General features: G+C 69.4%; 22 protein-coding genes. 19 read left to right on the forward strand and 3 right to left on the reverse strand.

The window, feature by feature from the left end:
• Positions 1 to 285: 285 nt before the first annotated feature.
• The 8 genes from ftsZ (at position 286) to AB0N73_RS00040 (ending at position 5,965) form a co-directional block, all read left to right on the forward strand.
• Positions 286 to 1,458 carry a cell division protein FtsZ gene (ftsZ, locus tag AB0N73_RS00005; RefSeq protein WP_363559053.1) on the forward strand — a complete coding sequence of 391 codons (1,173 nt, stop codon included), beginning with the start codon at positions 286 to 288 and terminating at the stop codon, positions 1,456 to 1,458.
• A gap of 79 nt (positions 1,459 to 1,537) precedes the next feature.
• On the forward strand, positions 1,538 to 2,230 hold the full coding sequence (locus tag AB0N73_RS00010) for a YggS family pyridoxal phosphate-dependent enzyme (protein WP_363559055.1): 693 nt from the start codon (positions 1,538 to 1,540) through the stop codon (positions 2,228 to 2,230).
• A 30-nt stretch (positions 2,231 to 2,260) separates the two neighbouring features.
• A complete protein-coding gene (gene sepF, locus AB0N73_RS00015; RefSeq protein WP_363559057.1) occupies positions 2,261 to 2,734 on the forward strand; it encodes a cell division protein SepF in 474 nt (157 codons plus the stop codon).
• A 6-nt stretch (positions 2,735 to 2,740) separates the two neighbouring features.
• On the forward strand, positions 2,741 to 3,040 hold the full coding sequence (locus AB0N73_RS00020; protein WP_363559059.1) for a YggT family protein: 300 nt from the start codon (positions 2,741 to 2,743) through the stop codon (positions 3,038 to 3,040).
• Between the two features lie 93 nt (positions 3,041 to 3,133).
• A complete protein-coding gene (locus AB0N73_RS00025; protein ID WP_363559061.1) occupies positions 3,134 to 3,739 on the forward strand; it encodes a DivIVA domain-containing protein in 606 nt (201 codons plus the stop codon).
• Between the two features lie 26 nt (positions 3,740 to 3,765).
• Positions 3,766 to 4,425 (forward strand): signal peptidase II, encoded by a 660-nt coding sequence (lspA, locus tag AB0N73_RS00030; protein ID WP_363559063.1) that lies wholly within the window; start codon positions 3,766 to 3,768, stop codon positions 4,423 to 4,425.
• Between the two features lies 1 nt (position 4,426).
• Positions 4,427 to 5,347: an RluA family pseudouridine synthase gene (locus AB0N73_RS00035; protein ID WP_363559065.1), complete on the forward strand. Its 921-nt coding sequence runs from the start codon at positions 4,427 to 4,429 to the stop codon at positions 5,345 to 5,347.
• A 48-nt stretch (positions 5,348 to 5,395) separates the two neighbouring features.
• On the forward strand, positions 5,396 to 5,965 hold the full coding sequence (locus AB0N73_RS00040) for a GNAT family N-acetyltransferase (protein WP_363559067.1): 570 nt from the start codon (positions 5,396 to 5,398) through the stop codon (positions 5,963 to 5,965).
• Positions 5,966 to 5,968: 3 nt separating this feature from the next.
• On the opposite strand, the gene AB0N73_RS00045 is transcribed toward AB0N73_RS00040, so the two are convergent.
• Entirely contained in the window at positions 5,969 to 6,439 is a 471-nt protein-coding gene (locus tag AB0N73_RS00045) for an NUDIX domain-containing protein (RefSeq protein WP_363559069.1), read from the reverse strand.
• 54 nt (positions 6,440 to 6,493) lie between these two features.
• Between AB0N73_RS00045 and dnaE the strand changes: the two genes are divergently transcribed.
• From dnaE to AB0N73_RS00070, 5 genes are all read left to right on the forward strand, one after another.
• The gene (gene dnaE, locus AB0N73_RS00050; protein ID WP_363559071.1) at positions 6,494 to 10,012 is read left to right on the forward strand and encodes a DNA polymerase III subunit alpha; all 3,519 of its coding nucleotides are present in this window, start codon (positions 6,494 to 6,496) and stop codon (positions 10,010 to 10,012) included.
• Positions 10,013 to 10,092: 80 nt separating this feature from the next.
• The gene (locus AB0N73_RS00055; protein WP_363559073.1) at positions 10,093 to 11,214 is read left to right on the forward strand and encodes a hypothetical protein; all 1,122 of its coding nucleotides are present in this window, start codon (positions 10,093 to 10,095) and stop codon (positions 11,212 to 11,214) included.
• 44 nt (positions 11,215 to 11,258) lie between these two features.
• Positions 11,259 to 12,560 (forward strand): histidinol dehydrogenase, encoded by a 1,302-nt coding sequence (gene hisD, locus AB0N73_RS00060; protein ID WP_363559075.1) that lies wholly within the window; start codon positions 11,259 to 11,261, stop codon positions 12,558 to 12,560.
• 12 nt (positions 12,561 to 12,572) lie between these two features.
• The gene (nrdR, locus tag AB0N73_RS00065) at positions 12,573 to 13,052 is read left to right on the forward strand and encodes a transcriptional regulator NrdR (RefSeq protein WP_363559077.1); all 480 of its coding nucleotides are present in this window, start codon (positions 12,573 to 12,575) and stop codon (positions 13,050 to 13,052) included.
• Positions 13,053 to 13,098: 46 nt separating this feature from the next.
• Complete coding sequence (locus AB0N73_RS00070; protein WP_363559079.1) at positions 13,099 to 14,139, forward strand: quinone-dependent dihydroorotate dehydrogenase; 1,041 nt, start codon at positions 13,099 to 13,101, stop codon at positions 14,137 to 14,139.
• 61 nt (positions 14,140 to 14,200) lie between these two features.
• Here AB0N73_RS00070 and AB0N73_RS00075 read toward each other — a convergent pair whose 3' ends face one another.
• Entirely contained in the window at positions 14,201 to 14,764 is a 564-nt protein-coding gene (locus AB0N73_RS00075) for a DUF3043 domain-containing protein (RefSeq protein WP_363559081.1), read from the reverse strand.
• Between the two features lie 48 nt (positions 14,765 to 14,812).
• Between AB0N73_RS00075 and AB0N73_RS00080 the strand changes: the two genes are divergently transcribed.
• The 6 genes from AB0N73_RS00080 (at position 14,813) to AB0N73_RS00105 (ending at position 20,689) form a co-directional block, all read left to right on the forward strand.
• Entirely contained in the window at positions 14,813 to 16,204 is a 1,392-nt protein-coding gene (locus AB0N73_RS00080; protein ID WP_363559083.1) for a dipeptidase, read from the forward strand.
• 81 nt (positions 16,205 to 16,285) lie between these two features.
• Entirely contained in the window at positions 16,286 to 16,651 is a 366-nt protein-coding gene (erpA, locus tag AB0N73_RS00085; protein ID WP_363559085.1) for an iron-sulfur cluster insertion protein ErpA, read from the forward strand.
• A 153-nt stretch (positions 16,652 to 16,804) separates the two neighbouring features.
• Positions 16,805 to 17,698 (forward strand): cytochrome c oxidase subunit II, encoded by an 894-nt coding sequence (coxB, locus tag AB0N73_RS00090; protein WP_363559087.1) that lies wholly within the window; start codon positions 16,805 to 16,807, stop codon positions 17,696 to 17,698.
• A gap of 2 nt (positions 17,699 to 17,700) precedes the next feature.
• Entirely contained in the window at positions 17,701 to 19,458 is a 1,758-nt protein-coding gene (gene ctaD / locus AB0N73_RS00095; RefSeq protein WP_363559089.1) for a cytochrome c oxidase subunit I, read from the forward strand.
• A gap of 1 nt (position 19,459) precedes the next feature.
• Positions 19,460 to 19,894, forward strand: a complete 435-nt coding sequence (locus AB0N73_RS00100; protein ID WP_363559091.1) for a cytochrome c oxidase subunit 4 — start codon at positions 19,460 to 19,462, stop codon at positions 19,892 to 19,894.
• 3 nt (positions 19,895 to 19,897) lie between these two features.
• Positions 19,898 to 20,689, forward strand: coding sequence for a protein phosphatase 2C domain-containing protein (locus AB0N73_RS00105; protein ID WP_363559093.1), 792 nt, complete (start codon positions 19,898 to 19,900; stop codon positions 20,687 to 20,689).
• Here the strand turns inward: AB0N73_RS00105 and AB0N73_RS00110 are convergent.
• Positions 20,679 to 21,116 (reverse strand): rhodanese-like domain-containing protein, encoded by a 438-nt coding sequence (locus AB0N73_RS00110; RefSeq protein ID WP_363559095.1) that lies wholly within the window; start codon positions 21,114 to 21,116, stop codon positions 20,679 to 20,681. The two genes, AB0N73_RS00105 and AB0N73_RS00110, sit on opposite strands and share 11 nt — an antisense overlap.
• Positions 21,117 to 21,191 lie beyond the last annotated feature (75 nt).

The raw sequence follows: 21,191 nt of genomic DNA on the forward strand, positions 1-21,191 counted from the left end.
GCCGAGCGCACATCGCGGACCATATGCGCTCGGCGACGGGATGTGCGCTCGGCCATGGGGCGACGGGCGATGTGCGCGGGATGGCCCGGGCTCGACGAGATGGGATGCGCGGGGTGGGGAATTTGTGGGGGACTTGCGCGACACGCCCACGACGGTCCCCGGTCGCGAGGATGCTCCGCATAACTTCGGTTAAGGAATTGCATACCGGGTAATTCTTTAAACTTCCACCTGAAGTTTAAGGTTCACCCCGGTAGGGACATGGTTCGGGACGAGACGGAGGCCGGCATGAGCCAGAACCAGAACTACCTCGCGGTGATCAAGGTGGTTGGAGTGGGTGGTGGCGGTGTCAACGCCGTCAACCGCATGATCGAACTGGGTCTGCGCGGTGTCGAGTTCATCGCGGTGAACACCGACGCGCAGGCGCTGCTGATGAGCGACGCGGACGTCAAGCTCGACGTCGGACGCGAACTGACACGGGGACTCGGCGCAGGCGCCGACCCCGAGGTCGGTCGCCGCGCCGCCGAGGACCACGCCGAGGAGATCGAGGAGGCGCTCGCGGGCGCCGACATGGTCTTCGTCACGGCGGGTGAGGGCGGCGGAACAGGTACCGGTGCCGCGCCCGTGGTGGCGCGGATCGCGAAGTCGATCGGCGCGCTCACCATCGGCGTCGTGACGAAGCCCTTCTCGTTCGAGGGGCGTCGCCGCCAGAGCCAGGCCGAAGCGGGCGTCGCCAAGCTGAAGGAAGAGGTCGACACCCTCATCGTGGTGCCGAACGACCGCCTTCTGGAGATCAGCGACCGCGGCATCTCGATGATCGAGGCCTTCGCGACCGCCGACCAGGTGCTGCTCGCCGGTGTGCAGGGCATCACCGACCTCATCACGACGCCGGGTCTGATCAACCTCGACTTCGCCGACGTCAAGTCGGTCATGCAGGGGGCGGGTTCCGCCCTCATGGGCATCGGCTCGGCCCGCGGCGCGGACCGGGCGATCAAGGCCGCCGAGCTGGCCGTCGAGTCTCCGCTGCTGGAGGCCTCCATCGAGGGCGCCCACGGCGTGCTCCTGTCGGTGCAGGGCGGGTCGAACCTCGGCATCTTCGAGATCAACGATGCGGCGCAGCTGGTGAAGGAGGCCGCGCACCCCGAGGCCAACATCATCTTCGGTACGGTCATCGACGACACCCTCGGCGACGAGGTGCGCGTGACGGTCATCGCCGCCGGCTTCGACGGCGGAGAGCCGAGCCCGCGGCTCGAGCCCGTGACCATCGCCCGCCCCGCGGTCAACCCGCTCACCACGCCCGAGGCTCCCGCCGCGGCTCGTGAAGAGGAGAGCGCGCCCGCGCCGGTCACCCCCGCTCCGGCGCCGGTCGCCGTGCCGGTCGCCGCCGGGGTCTCCGAGCCGTCGGCGTACGACTCGGCGTTCGGCGACGACGACCTCGACATTCCGGACTTCCTGAAGTAGGACGTCCGCACGCACAATCGCCGATCGGGCGGGTCACGGCAGGATCGTGACCCGCCCGATCTCCACGCCGAGGGGACCGATGGACACCGCGCTGAGCACCCGGTTGCACGACATCGACGCGCGCATCGCGGACGCGGCGCGCGCCGCCGGGCGCGATGCATCCGAGATCACACGGATCGTCGTGACCAAGTTCCATCCGGCGAGCCTCGTCCGCGAACTCCACGACCTCGGCGTGCGGGATGTCGGGGAGAACCGGCAGCAGGAGTTCGCCGCGAAGAGCACGGAGCTCGCGGAGCTGGACGATCTGCGCTGGCACTTCATCGGTCAGGCACAGACCAACAAGGCGCGCAGCATCCGCGCCGCCGCGGCCGTCGTCCACACGGTCGATCGCGACCGCCTCGCCGATGCGCTCGAGCGAGCCGGCACGCCCGAGGCGCCGCCGCTCGACGTGCTGCTGCAGATCAACCTGACCGACGACGCCGGTCGGGGAGGGGTCGCGCCCGAGGGGCTCGCACCGCTCGCCGAGCACGTGCTGACGTCGTGCCCGAGCCTGCGGCTGCGCGGGCTCATGGGCGTCGCGCCCCTCGACGAGGAGCCCGCGTCCGCGTTCGCGCGCCTGGCCGACCATGCGGCGCGGCTGCGCGCCATCGCTCCCGATGCCCGCTGGCTGTCAGCCGGGATGACGGGAGATTTCACCGAGGCGATATCCGCGGGCGCGACACACCTGCGGATCGGCTCGGCAATCACGGGTCCGCGCCCGGTGCGCGGTTAGCCTCGAAGAGACGAGCAAACGGAGGATGCGATGTCGAACCCGCTGAAGAAGACCATGGTGTACCTGGGCCTCGCCGATGAGGAAGAGGTCTACGAGGAGCAGCCCGCTCCGGCCCGCGCGAGCCGCAAGAGTGAGCAGCAGGCCGTCGAGAAGGTCGCGGCTCCCGTCACCCCGCTGCACCGGCCCGCGGTCGTCCGCCAGCCCGCTGTCGGCGCGGTCACGGAGATCCTCACCGTGCACCCCAAGCAGTACCGCGACGCGCAGATCATCGCGGAGAACTTCCGCGACGGCGTCCCGGTGATCATCAACCTCTCGCAGATGAGTGACGCGGATGCGCGACGCCTCATCGACTTCGCGAGCGGCCTGTCGCTGGGCCTGTACGGCCGCATCGAACGCGTCACCAGCAAGGTCTTCCTGCTGTCCCCCGAGAACGTCGCCGTCTCCGGCGATGGTGCGGTGGCGCAGGCAGACCCCGAGGCGACGCCCTTCGCCGCGCAGCAGTAGTCGATCGTGGAGGTCGTCCGCCTCGTCGCGTCGATCGCGAACACCCTGCTGCTGATCTACCTGCTCGTGCTCCTCGCGCGATTGGTGCTGGAGTACATTCCGGTGTTCAATCGCGAGTGGCGCCCGAAAGGCGCGGGTCTGGTCGCCGCGGAACTCGTCTTCACGGTGACAGACCCACCCATCAAGCTGTTTCGTCGTTTTATCCCTCCGCTGCGCGTCGGGCCGGTGGCGATCGACTTCGCCTTCGCTCTGACGATGCTGCTCTGCTTCATCCTGCTATCGGTGACCCGCTCCCTCGCGAGCTGATTCGTCCCCGACTATGCTGTTCTGAAGCGGCCCGCTCCCGGGCATCGTCCCCCTGAAATCGGCAAGCCGCCACGCCCCGAAAGAGGAATCATCATGGCATTGACTCCGGATGACGTCGTCACCAAGCAGTTCCAGCACGTCCGGTTCAAGGAGGGTTTCGACCCGGATGAGGTCGACGACTTCCTGGACGAGATCGTCGTCGAGTGGCGTAAGGCCCTCGCCGAGAACGAAGAACTGAAGGCCAAGCTCGCGGCTCTCGAGTCCGGCGAGAGCGCCCCCGTGGCCGCTGTCGCCGAGCCCGTCACCGAGACGGTCGTCGAGGAGGAAGTGGCAGCTCCGGCTCCCGCCCCCACCCCGGCTCCCGCCGAGGGCGCCGCCGCCACCGCCGGCATCATCGAGCTGGCCCAGCGCCTGCACGACGAGCACGTCGCCGACGGCAAGGCCCAGCGCGACCAGCTCATCGCCGACGCGCAGTCGCAGGCCGCATCCATCGTCGCCGAGGCCGAGGCCAAGGGTCGCGATGAGATCGCTCGCCAGGAGAAGGAGCGCAAGGCTCTGGAGGCGCGTATCACCGAGCTCCGCCAGTTCGAGCGCGACTACCGCTCGGAGCTGCGCAGCTTCATCGAGGGCAAGCTCCGCGACCTCGAGACCAGCCCCGCCGGTACGGGTAGCACCCCGGTTTCGGCCATCGGTCTCTGAGTCGGCCGTTGTCGGTCCGACCACCCTTGCGTAAGGCGGCGGCCGGCATCACCATCGCGATTCTCGCGGTGGTGGTGCTGGCCGCCGACCAGTTTGCGAAGTACCTCGCGATCGAGCTGCTGCCGCCCGAGCAATCGGTTCCGGTGCTCGGCGATTTCCTGCAGTTCTACCTCGTGCGCAACCCCGGCGCCGCATTCTCGCTCGGCGAGGGCGTGACCTGGATCTTCACCATCGCGATGTCGGTCGTCGCCGTGGCGATCGTGGTGATCGCCGGCCGGATCGGTTCGCGTGCGTGGGCCGTGATCCTCGGCCTCCTGCTGGGCGGTGTGCTCGGCAACCTCACCGACCGGCTCTTCCGCGAGCCGGGATTCGCCGTCGGTCACGTGATCGACTACATCTCCACGCCGTGGATGATGCCGGCGATCTACAACATCGCGGACATCTTCATCGTGACGATGATGATCGGCGTCGCCCTGCTCGTGCTGATCGGTCTGCGCTTCGACGGCACGCGAGAGCGCCGCGACACAGCGGGCGCCGACGGCGATGGTGCCGAGACCGACGGTGCCGACACGGCGGGTGCCGACACGGCGCCGCAGGGCACCGGCGAGACCCGCGACGCGCTGTTCCCCGAGGCGGATCCGGAGGCGGGCGCCCCGCCGGCGACCGACCGCCCCCGCGGGAGCTGAGATGGAATCCCGTTCGATGCCCGTTCCCGACGGGCTCGAGGGTGTCCGCGTCGACGCCGCCCTCGCCAAGATGCTCGGCTTCTCGCGCACGTTCGCGGCGGAGATCGCGGATGCGGGTGGCGTCGAGCTCGACGGGCGTGCGCTCGGTCGCTCGGATCGCCTGCGCGCCGGGGGATGGCTGTCGGTGTCGTGGACGCCCAAGCGCGAGCCCGAGATCGTGCCGGTGGCGGTGCCGGATCTCGGCATCGTCTACGACGACGACGACATCGTCGTGGTCGACAAGCCCGCGGGCGTCGCGGCGCACCCGTCGCTCGGATGGGACGGGCCGACCGTGCTCGGCGCCCTCGCCGCCGGCGGCTATCGCATCGCCACCACGGGCGCGGCGGAGCGCCAGGGCGTCGTGCATCGCCTCGACGTCGGCACGAGCGGTCTGATGGTGGTCGCGAAGTCCGAGCACGCCTACGTCTTCCTCAAGCGCGCCTTCAAGGAGCGCGAGGTCGAGAAGATCTACCACACCGTGGTGCAGGGCCACCCCGATCCGCTCGTCGGCACGATCGACGCCCCGATCGGCCGTCACCCGTCGCACTCGTGGAAGTTCGCCGTGCGCCCCGAGGGCAAGGACTCGGTCACGCACTACGAGACGCTCGAGGCGTTCCCGGGGGCATCGCTGCTCGAGGTGCACCTCGAGACCGGACGCACGCATCAGATCCGCGTGCACATGGCGGCGCACCGTCATCCGTGCGTGGGCGACCCGCTCTACGGCGCCGATCCGACGATCGCCGCCCGTCTCGGCCTCACGCGGCAGTGGCTGCACGCGCACCAGCTGTCGTTCGCTCATCCGGCCACGGGGGAGCAGGTCGCGTTCCGCTCCGAGTACGCGCCGGATCTCGCCCATGCCCTGGCGATCCTCCGGGGCGACTGACCCGCACGAGGGCTGGCGGATGTCGGTGGATGCGGGCACGCTCTCCCCATGGACATCGCGGTACGACCGGCAAAGGAGTTCGACGACGTGCGGGCGCTCGTGGGGCCGAAACGCCCGGACGCGAACGTGTGCTGGTGTCTGAGCTACCGCATCCCCGGACGGGAGAACACGACCCTGCGCGGCACGGCGCGCGGTGACAAGGTGCGGGAGCTCCTCGCCCAGGGACCCCCGGGCGTCCTCGCCTATGCCGGCGACGAACCGGTCGGATGGGCGGCGGTCCACCCGCGCGCCGACACCTCGTTCGCCACCGCCCGCAGGATCCCGCACGTCGACGACGCGGCGGTCTGGAGCGTGTGGTGCATCCGCGTGCGTCCCGGCCATCGAGGGCAGGGGATCTCCCACGCGCTCCTCGCCGGTGCCGTCGCGTTCGCGCGCTCCGAGGGCGCGCCCGTCGTGGAGGGGTACCCCGTCGACAACCGCGGCGAGAAGGTCGATCAGACGATGGCGTACGTCGGGACGAAGAAGCTGTTCCTCGACGCCGGTTTCACGCAGGCGGCGACGACGGATTCCGTGCTGAGCGGCTTCCCACGGGTGCTGATGCGGCTCGACCTGCGCTGACGGTCAGCGACCCCCGCCGAACCGGGTCGGACCGTCGTCGAGAGCGGCGGCGATCCGCGCGCGCATCTCGGCGTCGACGTCCGCGAGGTCGGACAGCGCGTACCAGCCGACCTCGGTCATCTCGCCGTCGGCGGGGTAGGGCTCGCCCTCGAGCCAGGAGCAGCGGAAGGTGAGGTCGAGGTAGTCGGCCTGATCCCCGTTGGCGTAGACGATGCGAGGGATCTGGTGCACCCAGGCCAGCCGATCGACCCGGATGCGCACCCCCGCCTCCTCGGCGGCCTCCCGGCGCGCCGCGTCGGCGGGTTCCTCGTGCGGATCGACGATCCCGGTGATCGGCGTGAGCGACCCGTTGTCGGAGCGCCGCCCCAGCAGCACGTCGTCCCCGCGCACGACGACCGCGGTCACACCGGTGAGGGTGAGGGGGTGCGATCCGACCATGCGGCGCAGTTCGAGGATGAAGTCGGGCGTGGCCATGCCTCCACGCTAGCCGTCGGCGACGGTGTCGGCGGGCGAGCTTAGACTCGTCGGGTGGCAGCCGATTCTTTCGTTCATCTTCATGTCCACAGCGAGTACTCGATGCTCGACGGGGCCGCCAAGATCGGGGCGATGACCCAGGCCGCGGCCGACTACGGCATGCCGGCGATCGCGGTGACCGACCACGGCAACACCTTCGCGGCCTTCGAGTTCTACCGTGCGGCCAACGCCGCCGGCGTCAAACCGATCATCGGCCTCGAGGCCTATGTCACGCCCGGCACGCACCGCAGCGACAAGTCCCGCGTCGCGTGGGGCTCGCCCGATCAGAAGCGCGACGACGTGTCGGGTTCCGGCGCGTACACCCACATGACCATGTGGAGCGAGAGCACCGCGGGGATGCACAATCTCTTCCGTTTGAGCTCGCTCTCGAGCATGGAGGGCTACTACTTCAAGCCGCGCATGGACCGCGAGCTGCTGCAGACCTACGGCAAGGGTCTCATCGCGACCACCGGCTGCCCCTCGGGCGAGGTGCAGACCAGGCTGCGGCTCGGGCAGTACGACGCGGCCCGCGCAGCGGCGGCGGAGTTCCAGGACATCTTCGGCAAGGAGAACTACTTCGCCGAGATCATGGATCACGGGCTCTCGATCGAGCGCCGCGTGATGAGCGACCTCATCCGCCTGGCAAAGGATCTCGACATCCCACTCGTGGGGACCAACGACTCGCACTACACCCACCAGCACGAGGCGGATGCGCACGAGGCGCTACTGTGCGTGCAGTCGGGATCGACCCTCGATGACCCCAACCGGTTCAAGTTCGACGGCGACGGCTACTACATCAAGACGGCGCAGGAGATGCGTCAGCTCTTCCGCGACCACCCCGAGGCGTGCGACAACACGCTCCTGATCGCCGAGCGGTGCGAGGTCGAGTTCAACACCTCCGCCAACTACATGCCCCGCTTCCCGGTGCCCGACGGTGAGACCGAGGACAGCTGGCTCATCAAAGAGGTGGAGCAGGGGCTGCAGTACCGCTACCCCCAGGGCATCCCCGACAAGGTACGGAAGCAGGCCGAGTACGAGACCGGCATCATCCTGCAGATGGGGTTCCCCGGCTACTTCCTCGTCGTCGCCGACTTCATCAACTGGGCGAAGGATCACGGGATCCGCGTCGGTCCCGGTCGTGGCTCGGGTGCCGGTTCGATGGTCGCCTACGCGATGAAGATCACCGACCTCGACCCCCTCGAGCACGGCCTCATCTTCGAGCGCTTCCTCAACCCCGACCGCGTCTCGATGCCCGACTTCGACGTCGACTTCGACGATCGTCGCCGCGGCGAGGTCATCGACTACGTCACCCAGAAGTACGGCTCGGAGCGCGTGGCGCAGATCGTCACCTACGGCACGATCAAGTCCAAGCAGGCGCTCAAGGATGCGGGCCGCGTGCTGGGGTTCCCGTTCAGCATGGGCGACCGGCTCACCAAGGCGATGCCGCCGGCCGTCATGGGCAAGGACATGGCGCTCGACGGCATGTTCAACAAGGAGCACCCGCGCTACAAGGAGGCGAGCGAGTTCCGCACGCTCATCGAGACCGACCCCGAAGCGAAGACGGTGTTCGACCGCGCGCTGGGGCTCGAGGGGCTCAAGCGGCAGTGGGGCGTGCACGCCGCCGGTGTGATCATGTCGTCCGAGCCGCTGCTCGACATCATCCCGATCATGCGCCGCGAGCAGGACGGCCAGATCGTCACGCAGTTCGACTACCCGTCGTGCGAGACCCTGGGTCTGATCAAGATGGACTTCCTGGGGCTTCGCAACCTCACGATCATCTCGGACGCGCTCGACAACATCCGGCTCAACCGCGGCGAGGAGCTGGATCTCGAGCACCTCGCGCTCGACGACCGGCCCGCCTACGACCTGCTGACCCGCGGCGACACGCTCGGCGTCTTCCAACTCGACGGCGGCCCGATGCGCTCGCTCCTGCGGCTGCTCAAGCCCGACAACTTCGAGGACATCTCGGCCGTCATCGCGCTCTACCGTCCGGGCCCCATGGGCGCGAACTCCCACACCAACTACGCGCTGCGAAAGAACGGCCTCCAGCCGATCACGCCCATCCACCCCCAGCTCGAAGAGCCGCTGCGGGAGATCCTCGACACGACCTACGGCCTGATCATCTATCAGGAGCAGGTCATGGCGATCGCGCAGAAGGTCGCCGGCTTCAGCCTCGGCCAGGCCGACATCCTGCGCCGCGCGATGGGTAAGAAGAAGAAGTCCGAGCTCGACAAGCAGTACGAGGGCTTCTCGGCCGGCATGCACGAACGCGGCTTCGGCGACGACGCGGTCAAGGCGCTGTGGGACATCCTGCTGCCGTTCTCCGACTACGCCTTCAACAAGGCCCACTCCGCCGCCTACGGCCTGGTCTCGTACTGGACCGCGTACCTCAAGGCGCACTATCCCGCCGAGTACATGGCGGCGCTGCTGACGAGCGTCGGCGACTCCAAAGACAAGATGGCCATCTACCTGAACGAATGCCGCCGCATGGGCATCCGCGTGATGCCGCCGGATGTGGGGGAGTCGATCAACTACTTCGCCGCCGTCGGGGAGGACATCCGCTTCGGCCTCGGTGCGGTGCGCAACGTCGGCACCAACGTGGTCGACGCGATCGTGCAGGCACGTCAGGAGACCCCGTTCGCGTCGTTCCACGACTACCTCGACAAGGTGCCCGTGCACGCGGCCAACAAGCGCACGGTCGAGTCGCTCATCAAGGCGGGGGCGTTCGACTCGATGGGGCACACGCGCCGCGCGCTGCTCGAGATCCACGAGGACGCGGTCGAGGCCGCGGTCGACGTGAAGCGCAAAGAGGCCACCGGAGCGATCGGCTTCGACTTCGACAGCCTGTACGACCAGGCCGAGGAGGTCATGCCGCCCAAGGTGCCGGATCGCCCCGAGTGGACCAAGAAGGACAAGCTGGCGTTCGAGCGCGAGATGCTCGGGCTGTACGTGTCGGACCATCCCTTGGCGGGCCTGGAGATCCCGCTCGCCAAGCACGCGTCGATCGGCATCCACGACCTGCTGGCCTCGGAGGACCTGGGCGACGGCGACCAGGTGACGGTGGCGGGTCTGGTCACGAGCGTGCAGCACCGGGTGGCGAAGGCCAGCGGCAACCCCTACGGCATGATCACCGTCGAGGACTTCAACGGCGAGATCACGGTCATGTTCATGGGCAAGACCTACCTCGAGTTCCAGTCCGTCCTGCAGGCCGACTCGATCCTCGTGGTACGGGGCCGGGTGTCGCGCCGCGACGACGGCATGAACCTGCACGCGCAGAGCTGCTTCAGCCCGGATCTCGGCTCACTCGAGGCCTCGGGCCCGCTCGTGCTGGTCGTGCCCGAACAGCGGGCGACGCAGGCCGTGGTGGAGGATCTGGCGGCCGTGCTGGAGCGTCACCGCGGTGACACCGAGGTGACGCTCAAGCTGCACCGCGACGGCATGGCGAAGGTCTTCGAGATCCCCCATCCGGTCTCGGTGAGCGCCGATCTCTTCGGCGATCTCAAGGGGCTCCTGGGCCCCGCGTGCCTCGGCTGACGCGCCGAACGACTCAAAGGACGCGCCACTATGATGTTGACGATTTCCCTCCCCCCGCGCACGCGTCGAAAGGATGCGGTATGACCGAGGACACGCAGAACCTCACTCCCGACGAGGAGTACGACGTCGATGACGCCTACGACGTCGACGAGTTCGAGGACGAAGAAGAGGATGTTCCGCCGCAGTACGGGGTCTGGCCGTTCTCGATCCGCGAGATCGTGCTCATCGGCATCTGGGTCGTGGCGTTCGTCTTCTCGTTCTTCTCCCTCTACTCGTTCGGCTTCCAGTCGGTGTGGACCGCGGGTCTCACCTGGGTGCTGACGATCGGCGCGCCCACGGTCGCCGTGTTCCTCCTCGTGCTGCGCCGCCTGTCGCCTCAGGGGATCCGCCGCTTCGGCTCGCTCGGCATCGACCAGTTCGCGTCCGTCGCCTTCTCGGTCTCGGCCCTGCTGTGGCTGCAGTTCGTCTGGGACGGGATCGCGGCCGCCGTGGCCCGCGGCGCATACGGCCACAGCTGGGTGCCGTGGGCGGAGCTCGTGCTCATGCTCGGCGGTGTCGTCTTCACCGTCGTCTCCCCCTTCATCCCCACGATCCGTGAGGACTTCGCGTACCGCGAGGAGGTCGTCGCGCACCCGAACGCCAGCCCGATGCGCCCGGTCGCGCCGCGCCCGGCCCCGGAGCCGCGCCCCGCGGCCCCCGTGTCGTACGCCCCCGACGCCGCCTACGGCGCCGCCGTCCAGGCCCCGCAGGGCGCGACCTCGGGCTACCCGGTGGCCGACGCCGGATGGAACGCGCCCTCGCAGGGCGCGGCCGCGCCGGCTGCCGCGACCGACACGGGCGCGTACGGCGACCCCGCCGCGGCGGAGACGACCGACGCCAACGACTCGGGCGTGATCCCCTCGTCCTGGTACGACCAGCAGGCATCGCCCACGGAGGTCTTCGAGACCTCCGGGTACACGGCTGCCGCGGCCGAGCAGGAGTCCGTGGCGCCCGAAGCGGCCGAGCAGCGCGCCACCACCGCCTTCTGGGCACTCGCCCCCGAGGAGCGGGACGTGCTCGATGACAGCGGCGCCCCGTTGTTCCGCATCGGACCCACCGCCTGGGCGCTCGTGATCGAGGATCGGGGCGAGGCGTTCGTCGTGCGTCACGAGGACGGCCGCATCGGCTACCTGCACGACGTCAGCGGGGTCACCCGGGGCTGACCGTCGGGCGCGGTCTCGAGGCTGCCAGCCGGTAGCCTGGAGGGATGCTTCAGACGATCGATCTGCGCGGACGCACGCTGTCCGCCGCGGAGCTGTTGGCCGCTGTTCCCCGCGCCGCGATCGCGCGCGACGCCGCCCTCGCGGCGGGCGCGCAGATCGTGTCCGACGTCGCCGCCGACGGCGAGACGGCGCTGCGCGCGCAGGCCGAGCTCTTCGACGGCGTCACCGATCACGCGATCCGTGTTCCCGCCGCCCACCTCGACGAGGCGATCGCCGGGCTGGACGACGGGGTGCGCGCCGCGCTCGACGAGGCCATCACGCGGGTGCGCGCCGCATCCGCCGCGCAGATCCCCGCGCCCGTCACGACCGAGCTGGCCCCGGGAGCGCGCGTCGTGCAGCGGTGGCAGCCGGTGCGCCGCGTCGGGGTGTACGTGCCCGGCGGCAAGGCGGTGTACCCGTCGAGCGTCGTCATGAACGTCGTCCCGGCCCAGGTCGCGGGCGTGCAGGTCGTCGCCCTGGCGTCTCCGCCGCAGCGGGAGCACGGCGGCCGGGTCCACCCCGTCATCCTGGCCGCGGCGCGCCTGCTCGGCATCGACGAGGTGTACGCCATGGGCGGAGCAGGCGCCATCGGCGCCTTCGCCTACGGCGTCGCCGAGATCGGACTCGATCCGGTCGATGTCGTCACGGGCCCGGGCAACAACTTCGTCGCGGCCGCCAAGCGCGCCGTCGCCGGTCTCGTCGGAACCGACTCCGAGGCGGGGGCGACCGAGATCCTCGTCGTCGCCGACGACACCGCCGACCCGCGCCTCGTGGCCGCCGACCTCATCAGCCAGGCCGAGCACGACGAACAGGCCTCGGCCGTGCTGGTGACCCCGTCGGTCGCGCTCGCGGACGCGGTCCTGGCCGAGCTGGACGCTCGGGCGCCCCGCACCCGTCACGCGGAGCGCGTGAGCGCGGCGCTCGACGGACCGCAGTCCGCCATCGTCCTGGTCGACGACGTGGATCAGGCCATCGCGTTCAGCAACGCCTACGCGCCCGAGCACCTCGAACTGCAGCTGGCCGATCCGCGCGTCGACGATTTCGTCAACGCCGGCGCCGTGTTCGTGGGCGAGAACGCCCCGGTGAGCCTCGGCGACTACCTCGCGGGGAGCAACCACGTGCTGCCGACCGGCGGACAGGCCCGCTACGCGGCCGGACTCTCCGCCGCCACGTTCCTTCGTCCCCAGCAGGTGATCGACTACGACCGCGCCGCCCTGTCGGCGGTGCGCGACGCGATCGTCACCCTCGCGCAGGCGGAGGCGCTGCCCGCGCACGGCGAAGCGGTCGAAGCCCGCTTCGAGGACTAACCTGGCCTGGACATGCATTGCCCGTTCTGCCGCCATCCCGACTCCCGCGTCATCGACTCCCGCACGAGCGATGACGGGCTGAGTATTCGTCGACGCCGCCAGTGCCCCGAGTGCGGCGGTCGTTTCTCGACGCTCGAGACCGCGAGCCTCCACGTCATCAAACGCTCCGGCGTCACCGAGCCGTTCAGCCGCGACAAGGTGATCTCCGGTGTGCGCAAGGCGTGCCAGGGGCGTCCCGTCACCGAGGGCGACCTGGCGCTGCTCGCCCAGCAGGTCGAGGAGTCCATCCGGCAGACCGGCACGTCGCAGATCGACGCGAACGAGATCGGTCTGTCGATCCTCGAGCCGCTGCGCGATCTGGACGAGGTGGCCTACCTGCGCTTCGCCAGCGTCTATCAGGCGTTCGACTCGCTCGAGGACTTCGAATCCTCCATCGCGCGGCTCCGCGCCGACCACGTCGCCCGCGACGCCGACGCCGACATCGACCGCTGACGTCGCGGCGGGCGCACGGTGCCCGTCAGCGATACGCTGGCTGACGATGTATCCGCTGCTGTTCCGCCATGTCCTGTCCCGGATGGACCCTGAAACGGCCCATCACGCTGCGATGCTCGTCATCCGAGCGCTCGGGATCCCGCCCCTCTCCGCCGCGGCGCGCGCGGTGACGCGGCCGGACCCGTCGTTGCGCGTGCGCGCTCTCGGGCTCGAGTTCTCGTCGCCGTTCGGTGTCGCCGCCGGGTTCGACAAGAACGCCCTCGGCGCCGCCGGACTCGGTGCGCTCGGCTTCGGCCACGTCGAGATCGGCACGGTCACCGCGATCGCGCAGGACGGCAACCCGCGGCCGCGGCTGTTCCGCCTGGTTCCGGACCGCGCCGTCATCAACCGGATGGGCTTCAACAACCGCGGCGCGCAGGCTGCCGCGGCGCGCCTGCGCCGGTTGCGGCGCCGGGCGCAGCGTCCCGTGCTCGGCGTCAACATCGGCAAGAGCCGCGTCGTGGATGTCGACAGTGCGACCGCCGACTACGTCACGAGCGCGCGTCTGCTGGCGCCCCTGGCCGACTACCTCGTGGTCAACGTCTCGTCGCCCAACACCCCGGGATTGCGTGGCCTGCAGGCCATCGAGACCCTCCGGCCGCTGCTCGTGGCGGTCCGCGAGGCGTCGGGCGCCACGCCGCTGCTCGTGAAGTTCGCCCCGGACCTTCCGGACGACGAGATCCGGGCAGTCGCGACCCTCGCGGTGGAGCTCGGACTCGACGGGGTGATCGCGACCAACACGACGATCTCCCGCGACGGCCTCCGTACCGCGCCCGACGTCGTCGAGGCGGCCGGCGCCGGCGGGCTCTCCGGCGCACCGCTCGCCGCGCGCGCGCTCGAGGCCCTCCGGCTCGTCCGCGAGGTCGTCCCGCCGGACTTCTGCGTCATCTCGGCGGGCGGGATCGAGACCGCGACGGACGTGCAGGAACGACTGGATGCCGGGGCCACCCTCACCCAGGGCTACACCGCCTTCCTCTACCGCGGTCCTCTCTGGGCGCGCCAGATCAACCGCGCGCTCGTGCGAGCGACGCCCTCGCGCGTGCGCTGACCGCGCCCGCGAACGACGAAGGCCGACCCCGAGGGGTCGGCCTTCGTCATGCGACGGGGGATCAGACGGGGCGCTGACCGCGCTTGACCTGGGGCTTGGGCAGGCGCATGAAGCGCATCTGCACGGTGCGCATCGCGCCGTACCAGCCGAGGCCCTTCTCGATGCGGTCCTCGCCGAACTTCGCCCGCGCGGCCTTCTTGATGCGGATCGAGGTGATGACCATGTCGAGCACCGCGAGCAGGATGAACGCCCACAGCACGATGTACGAGTAGAGCTGGATGAAGGGGACGTTGATGAACATCGTGAGCAGCACGATGACCATCACCGGCATCACGAGCTCCGAGACGTGCCACGTCGCGTCGACCCAGTCGCGCACGAAGCGGCGCTGCGGCCCCTTGTCGCGCACCTGCAGGTAGCGCTCGTCGCCGTTGGCCATCCCGACGCGGGCCTTCTCGCGCTGCACGTTGAGCTCCGCGCGGGCACGCGCCTTCGCCTCCTTGGTGTCGGCGACGAGGGGGCGCTTGCGTGCGGCCTCCTGCTCGGCGCGCGACGGAGTGGCGCGCCCCTTGCCGGTGGTGGGCAGGCTCTCGGCGTCGTGCGGAGCGGAATCGGCGGTCTTTGCCACGGGTCGTCCTCGAGGGTGGGAATGGGGGTGCGACTTAAGATTACTCGCATGACCTCCGAAAACCCCCCGAGCAGCACTCTTTCCGAGGCCGTCGCCACGGGCATCCCCACCGCTCTCGCCGACCTGGGCGCCCTCGTGCGCATCCCGTCCGTCGCGTGGCCCGCGTTCGATCAGACCCAGCTGCAGCGCAGCGCCGAGGCGATCGCCGCCCTCGCCGAGGGCACCGGCGTCTTCGACTCCGTCCAGATCGCCCGCTCCGCGATCCCCGGCACGGACGAGCTCGGCCAGCCCGCCGTCCTCGCCACCCGGGCGGCGCGCGGGGGAGCGCCGACGGTGCTCCTCTACGCGCACCACGACGTGCAGCCGGCCGGCGACGAGGCGCTCTGGGAGACGCCCCCGTTCGAGCCGACCGTCCGCGACGGCCGCCTCTACGGCCGCGGCGCCGCCGATGACAAGGCCGGTGTCATGGTGCACATCGCGGCCCTCCGCGCCCTGCGAGAGGCCCGCGGCGACGATCTCGACCTCGGCGTCGCGCTGTTCATCGAGGGGGAGGAGGAGTACGGCTCCCGCTCCTTCGGGCAGTTCCTCGCCGACCACGCCGACGCGCTCCGCAGCGACGTCATCGTGGTGGCGGATTCGGGCAACTGGGATGCCGAGACGCCCGGACTGACGGTGTCGCTCCGTGGCAACGCGCGCTTCACCCTGACCGTCCGCACGCTCGACCACGCCTCGCACTCCGGCATGTTCGGCGGCGCGGTCCCCGACGCCTTCATGGCCACCGTGCGCCTGCTGGCGACGCTGTGGGACGAGGACGGCGCCGTGGCGGTGGCCGGGCTCGAGGAGCGCGACGCGCCGACCCCCGCCTACTCGGAGCAGACGCTCCGCGACGAGGCGGGGCTCCCCGACGGCGTCGCGCCGATCGGACGCGGCGACATCCTCTCGCGCATCTGGAACAAGCCGTCGATCACGGTGACGGGCATCGACGCCACCAGCGTCGCCGCCGCCTCGAACACCCTCGCGCCGGAGATCACCGTCGTCATCAGCGCGCGCGTCGCGCCGGGACAGCGCGCAGAGGACGCCTACGCGGCGATCGAGGCGCACCTGCGGGCCCACGCGCCCTTCGGCGCCGAGCTGGCGTTCACGGATGTGGACTGCGGCGACGCCTTCCTGGTCGACACGAGCGGCTGGGCCGTCGACCTCGCCCGCACGGCCCTCTCCGAGGGCTACGGCGTCGACCCCGTCGAGGTGGGCGTCGGGGGATCCATCCCGTTCATCGCGGACCTCGTGACGCAGTTCCCGGGCGCCCAGATCCTGGTGACCGGGGTCGAGGATCCGCACACCCGCGCGCACAGCCCCAACGAGTCGCTCCACCTCGACACCTTCCGCCACGCGGTGCTGTCGGAGGCACTGCTGCTCGAGAAGCTCGACGCGCATCGTTGAACACCCGCCCGCCCGGCCGTCGGGCGGCGTAGAATCTGTCTCGACCCGTGGAGCGACGCGGGCCTGCAGCCAAGGAGAGTCATGACCGACACCGCACTGTCGAACGACCAGGACACCCGCGCGCACGGCGTGGGCCTCACCGACGCCGCCGCCGTGAAGGTGAAGAACCTGCTCGAGCAGGAGGGACGCGACGACCTTCGTCTGCGCGTCGCCGTCCAGCCGGGCGGATGCAGCGGCCTCATCTACCAGCTCTACTTCGACGAGCGTTTCCTCGATGGCGACAAGGCCGTCGATTTCGACGGCGTCGAGGTCATCATCGACGACATGAGCGTCCCGTATCTCGATGGCGCGACCATCGATTTCAAGGACACCATCTCGGAGCAGGGCTTCACGATCGACAACCCGAATGCCGCGGGCTCGTGTGCGTGCGGCGACAGTTTCCACTGACATCCCGCTTCCGCGAAACGGCGCGGTCGGACCGGCTTTCACGCCGTCCGGCCGCGCCGACGCGTATGCGCCCGGCTGGGTGCATGGCCTGAATCAGGTGTGAGCTTGCTCTAGACTGAAGGAAGCTTCATCCATGACAAGGAAAGGTGCGTCGTGCCTTCGAAACGTCGAATCCGTTGGGCCGCTCTCCCGGTAGGGATCGCGTCGGCCGCCATCCTCGCAGGATGCAGCCCGACCCAGCTCAACGGCTTCCTCCCGGGATTCGTCGAAGACGGCACCCCCGCCACCAACCACACCGAGATGGTCTCCGGCCTCTGGGTCAACTCGTGGATCGTGCTGCTGGTCGTCGGCATCATCACCTGGGGCCTCATGCTCTGGGCGATGGTCGCGTATCGCCGCCGCAAGGGCCAGACCGGCCTTCCGGTGCAGCTGCGCTACAACATGCCGATCGAGATCTTCTACACGGTCGTGCCGATGATCCTCGTGCTCGGCTTCTTCGCCTTCACGGCGCGCGATCAGATGGTGCTCGAGACGCAGACCGAGGACCCCGACGTCTCGATCGTCGCGATCGGCAAGCAGTGGGCCTGGGACTTCCAGTACGACGGCGAGCAGGAGTCCGGCGATGACGCCGTGTGGTCGATGGGCATCCAGGCCCAGTACGACGGCGCCGGCAACGTCGACGAGGCGCAGCTCCCCACGCTGTACCTGCCCGTCGACAAGTCGGTCAAGATCAAGCTCCAGTCGCGTGACGTGATCCACTCGTTCTGGGTCATCGACTTCCTGTACAAGAAGGACATGTACATCGGGCGCGACAACTACTGGTCGTTCACCCCGACCCGCGAGGGCACGTACGCCGGCAAGTGCGCCGAGCTCTGCGGCGAGTACCACTCCGCCATGCTGTTCAACGTCAAGGTCGTGAGCGAGGCGGAGTACGAGGACTACCTCGAGACGCTGCGCGACAAGGGCCAGACCGGCGACATCCAAGACGCCTACGACCGACTGGGCAACCTGCCGGGCACGGGCGCGACCGTCGAGGGAGGCGAGTGAACATGACGTCGACCGTGCCCCCCGAGGCCCCGTCCCGCCCCACCACCCTGCCGCCGCGTCAGGCCGCTCTGCTGAGCTCCTCGCGCGTCGAGCAAAAGGGCAACATCATCGTCAAGTGGATCACCTCCACTGACCACAAGACCATCGGGTACATGTACCTGATCGCCTCGTTCCTCTTCTTCCTGCTCGGCGGCGTCATGGCGCTGATCATCCGTGCAGAGCTGTTCGAGCCGGGGATGCAGATCGTCCCGACCAAAGAGCAGTACAACCAGCTGTTCACGATGCACGGCACGATCATGCTGCTCATGTTCGCGACGCCGCTGTTCGCCGGCTTCGCCAACGCGATCCTGCCGCTGCAGATCGGTGCGCCCGACGTCGCGTTCCCGCGTCTGAACGCGTTCGCGTTCTGGCTGTTCCTGTTCGGCTCCACGATCGCCGTCGCCGGCTTCCTGACGCCGGCCGGTGCCGCGTCCTTCGGCTGGTTCGCCTATCAACCCCTGGCGAGTGCGACGTTCACCCCAGGCGCCGGAGGAAACCTCTGGATGCTGGGGCTCGGTATCTCCGGGTTCGGAACGATCCTCGGCGCGGTGAACTTCATCACCACGATCATCACCATGCGCGCCCCGGGTATGACGATGTGGCGCATGCCGATCTTCTCGTGGAACACGCTCGTCACGAGCATCCTGATCCTGCTCGCGTTCCCGATCCTCGCCGCGGCCATCTTCGCCGCCGCCGCCGACCGCGTGCTCGGCGCGCACATCTACGACCCGCAGAACGGCGGTGTGCTGCTCTGGCAGCACCTGTTCTGGTTCTTCGGTCACCCCGAGGTGTACATCATCGCGCTGCCGTTCTTCGGCATCGTCTCCGAGATCTTCCCGGTGTTCAGCCGCAAGCCGATCTTCGGGTACAAGACGCTGATCTACGCGACCATCGCCATCGCCGTGCTGTCGGTCGCCGTGTGGGCGCACCACATGTACGTCACCGGCGCCGTGCTGCTGCCGTTCTTCGCCTTCATGACGATGCTCATCGCCGTGCCGACGGGTGTGAAGATCTTCAACTGGATCGGAACGCTCTGGCGAGGCTCCGTGACGTTCGAGACGCCCATGGTCTTCTCGCTCGGCTTCCTCGTGTCGTTCGTCTTCGGTGGTCTCACCGGCGTCATCCTCGCGTCGCCGCCGCTCGACTTCGCGCTGTCGGACTCCTACTTCGTCGTGGCGCACTTCCACTACGTCGTGTTCGGCACGGTCGTGTTCGCGATGTTCGCCGGGTTCTACTTCTGGTGGCCCAAGTGGACCGGTCGCATGCTGAACGAGCGCCTCGGATACATCCACTTCTGGACGCTGTTCATCGGCTTCCACATGACGTTCCTCATCCAGCACTGGCTGGGCGTGGACGGCATGGTGCGTCGTTACGCGGACTACTCCGCGGCCGACGGCTGGACGTGGCAGAACCAGGTCTCGACGATCGGCTCGATGGTCCTCGCGGCCTCGGTCATCCCGTTCCTGCTGAACGTGTGGATCACCGCGCGCAAGGCGCCCAAGGTCACGGTCAACGACCCGTGGGGCTACGGCGGATCGCTCGAATGGGCGACGTCGTGCCCGCCGCCGCGCCACAACTTCACCTCGATCCCGCGCATCCGCAGCGAGCGTCCCGCCTTCGATCTGAACCACCCCGAGGCCGCTGTGCCCGTGGGCGTGGGCCCGGCCAAGGACGCGCCCGACGCGCCGGTCGTGGATGTGGCCGACGGAGAGGTCAAGTAACGTGCGTACCAACATCAACCTGTGGTGGATCCTCGTCGGGTTCTTCCTCTTCATCGACGTGGTCTACACGGGATGGAACATCCTGGCCCACCCCGATCTGCCGTGGCACAACGCCATCGAGTGGGTCGGCTCGATCGCCATGCTGTTCGGTGCGCTGATGGCGCTCATGATCGGCTTCTACACCGATCGCGTCTACAAGGCGCAGGGCGGCGAGCTGCCGGAGGACACCCTCACGGCGGACATCGACGACGGTGACCCCGAGCTCGGCGAGTTCAGCCCCTGGTCGTGGTGGCCGATCGTCCTCGCGGCTTCCGCGGCCGTCGCGGCCATCGGACTCGCGGTCGGTGCCTGGATGCTGCCCATCGGTCTCGCCATCTTCGCCGTCGCCATCGTCGGCTGGGTGTACGAGTACTACCGCGGGTACTTCGCACACTGACCCGTGCCGATCCGGCTTACCGCGGCTGCTGTCTCTGACATCGGCCCGCATCGCACCTCGAACCAGGACGCCGCGTTCACGGCGTCCTGGGGAGCGGCTGTCGCCGACGGCGTCGGCGGTGGCCCCTCGGGCGACCTCGCCTCGGCGGCGCTCGTGCACCGTCTGGTGCCGTCGCCGTTGCGCGCCACGGATGCGGAGGACCTCCTCGTGCGCATCCGCGAGGCGAACTGGGACCTGCGCGCCCATGTCCAGCGCGATCCTTCGCTGCAGGGGATGGCGACGACCTTCACCGGTCTGTTTCTGAGCGCCGCCGGCAACCTGCTCCTGGCCCACACGGGCGACTCGCGGGCCTACCTGCTCCGCCACGCGCAGCTGGAGCGGCAGACGCGCGACGACTCCTACGTCCAGGCCCTCGTCGACAGCGGTCTGCTGGCGCCCGAGGCAGCCGCATCCCACCCGCGCCGGAACATCATCACGGCGTCGCTCGGGGGCGGCGAGGAAGATGTGATCTCGGTCGCCGAGCGGGCGCCGATCATCGGTGACCGCTGGCTCCTGTGCAGCGACGGGGTGAGCGACTACCTCGACGACGAGGAGATCGGTCTCGCGCTGCTGCGCCACCGGACGGTCGAGGAGTCGGCCGCAGCCCTGGTGTCGCTCGCGCTGCAGTACGGGTCACGCGACAACGTGACGGCGGTGGTGTGCGACATCGCCGAGGGTCCCGCGGGGGCCGAGGACGCGGTGTTCGCCGGTTCGGCCCGCGAGCTCTTCCACGAGAGCCTCGACATCACGGCGTGACGGTCGACGCCGCTCCGGCGGTCTCTCGGACGACCATGACGAGCGGATCGAATCGCCGGGGGAGCGCACCGTCGTCGCCGACCACCGGCAGACCCTCGCGCGCCCAATACTCGAACCCTCCGATCATCTCGCGCACGCGGTAGCCGAGCCGCGCGAACTCCCGTGCCCCGCGGGCGCCGCCGTTGCAGCCGGGACTCCAGCAGTAGACGACCACCTCGCGATCCCGCGGGATCTCGAGCGGGGCTCGCGCGGCGATCTCCTGATGCGGCATGTGCACGGCACCGCGCGCACGTCCCTGCCGCCACGCGTCGACACCCCGTACGTCGACGAGGAGGAGGTCGTCGCCGGCGCGTTGCGCCGCGGAGACGTCGGACGGATCGGTCTCGTGGCTCAGCTTGGCATCGAAGTAGGCGAACGCATCGGGCATGGGCCGAGCGTACGGCGTGCCCTCGCCCCATCGCCCGATCGCCCGCCGCCGGCCGGTCGGGGAGCGGCGGATTCC

Source organism: Microbacterium sp. NPDC089189, assembly GCF_040685095.1.
In the GTDB taxonomy this organism is placed as follows: domain Bacteria; phylum Actinomycetota; class Actinomycetes; order Actinomycetales; family Microbacteriaceae; genus Microbacterium.

Bases quoted from the DNA above. Each gene is read 5' to 3' on its own strand.
- ftsZ (WP_363559053.1), top strand. From the start codon at position 286: ATGAGCCAGAACCAGAACTACCTCGCGGTGATCAAGGTGGTTGGAGTG.
- AB0N73_RS00010 (WP_363559055.1), top strand. From the start codon at position 1,538: ATGGACACCGCGCTGAGCACCCGGTTGCACGACATCGACGCGCGCATC.
- sepF (WP_363559057.1), top strand. From the start codon at position 2,261: ATGTCGAACCCGCTGAAGAAGACCATGGTGTACCTGGGCCTCGCCGAT.
- AB0N73_RS00025 (WP_363559061.1), top strand. From the start codon at position 3,134: ATGGCATTGACTCCGGATGACGTCGTCACCAAGCAGTTCCAGCACGTC.
- AB0N73_RS00035 (WP_363559065.1), top strand. From the start codon at position 4,427: ATGGAATCCCGTTCGATGCCCGTTCCCGACGGGCTCGAGGGTGTCCGC.
- AB0N73_RS00040 (WP_363559067.1), top strand. From the start codon at position 5,396: ATGGACATCGCGGTACGACCGGCAAAGGAGTTCGACGACGTGCGGGCG.
- AB0N73_RS00045 (WP_363559069.1), bottom strand. From the start codon at position 6,439: ATGGCCACGCCCGACTTCATCCTCGAACTGCGCCGCATGGTCGGATCG.
- AB0N73_RS00055 (WP_363559073.1), top strand. From the start codon at position 10,093: ATGACCGAGGACACGCAGAACCTCACTCCCGACGAGGAGTACGACGTC.
- hisD (WP_363559075.1), top strand. From the start codon at position 11,259: ATGCTTCAGACGATCGATCTGCGCGGACGCACGCTGTCCGCCGCGGAG.
- nrdR (WP_363559077.1), top strand. From the start codon at position 12,573: ATGCATTGCCCGTTCTGCCGCCATCCCGACTCCCGCGTCATCGACTCC.
- AB0N73_RS00070 (WP_363559079.1), top strand. From the start codon at position 13,099: ATGTATCCGCTGCTGTTCCGCCATGTCCTGTCCCGGATGGACCCTGAA.
- AB0N73_RS00080 (WP_363559083.1), top strand. From the start codon at position 14,813: ATGACCTCCGAAAACCCCCCGAGCAGCACTCTTTCCGAGGCCGTCGCC.
- erpA (WP_363559085.1), top strand. From the start codon at position 16,286: ATGACCGACACCGCACTGTCGAACGACCAGGACACCCGCGCGCACGGC.
- ctaD (WP_363559089.1), top strand. From the start codon at position 17,701: ATGACGTCGACCGTGCCCCCCGAGGCCCCGTCCCGCCCCACCACCCTG.
- AB0N73_RS00110 (WP_363559095.1), bottom strand. From the start codon at position 21,116: ATGCCCGATGCGTTCGCCTACTTCGATGCCAAGCTGAGCCACGAGACC.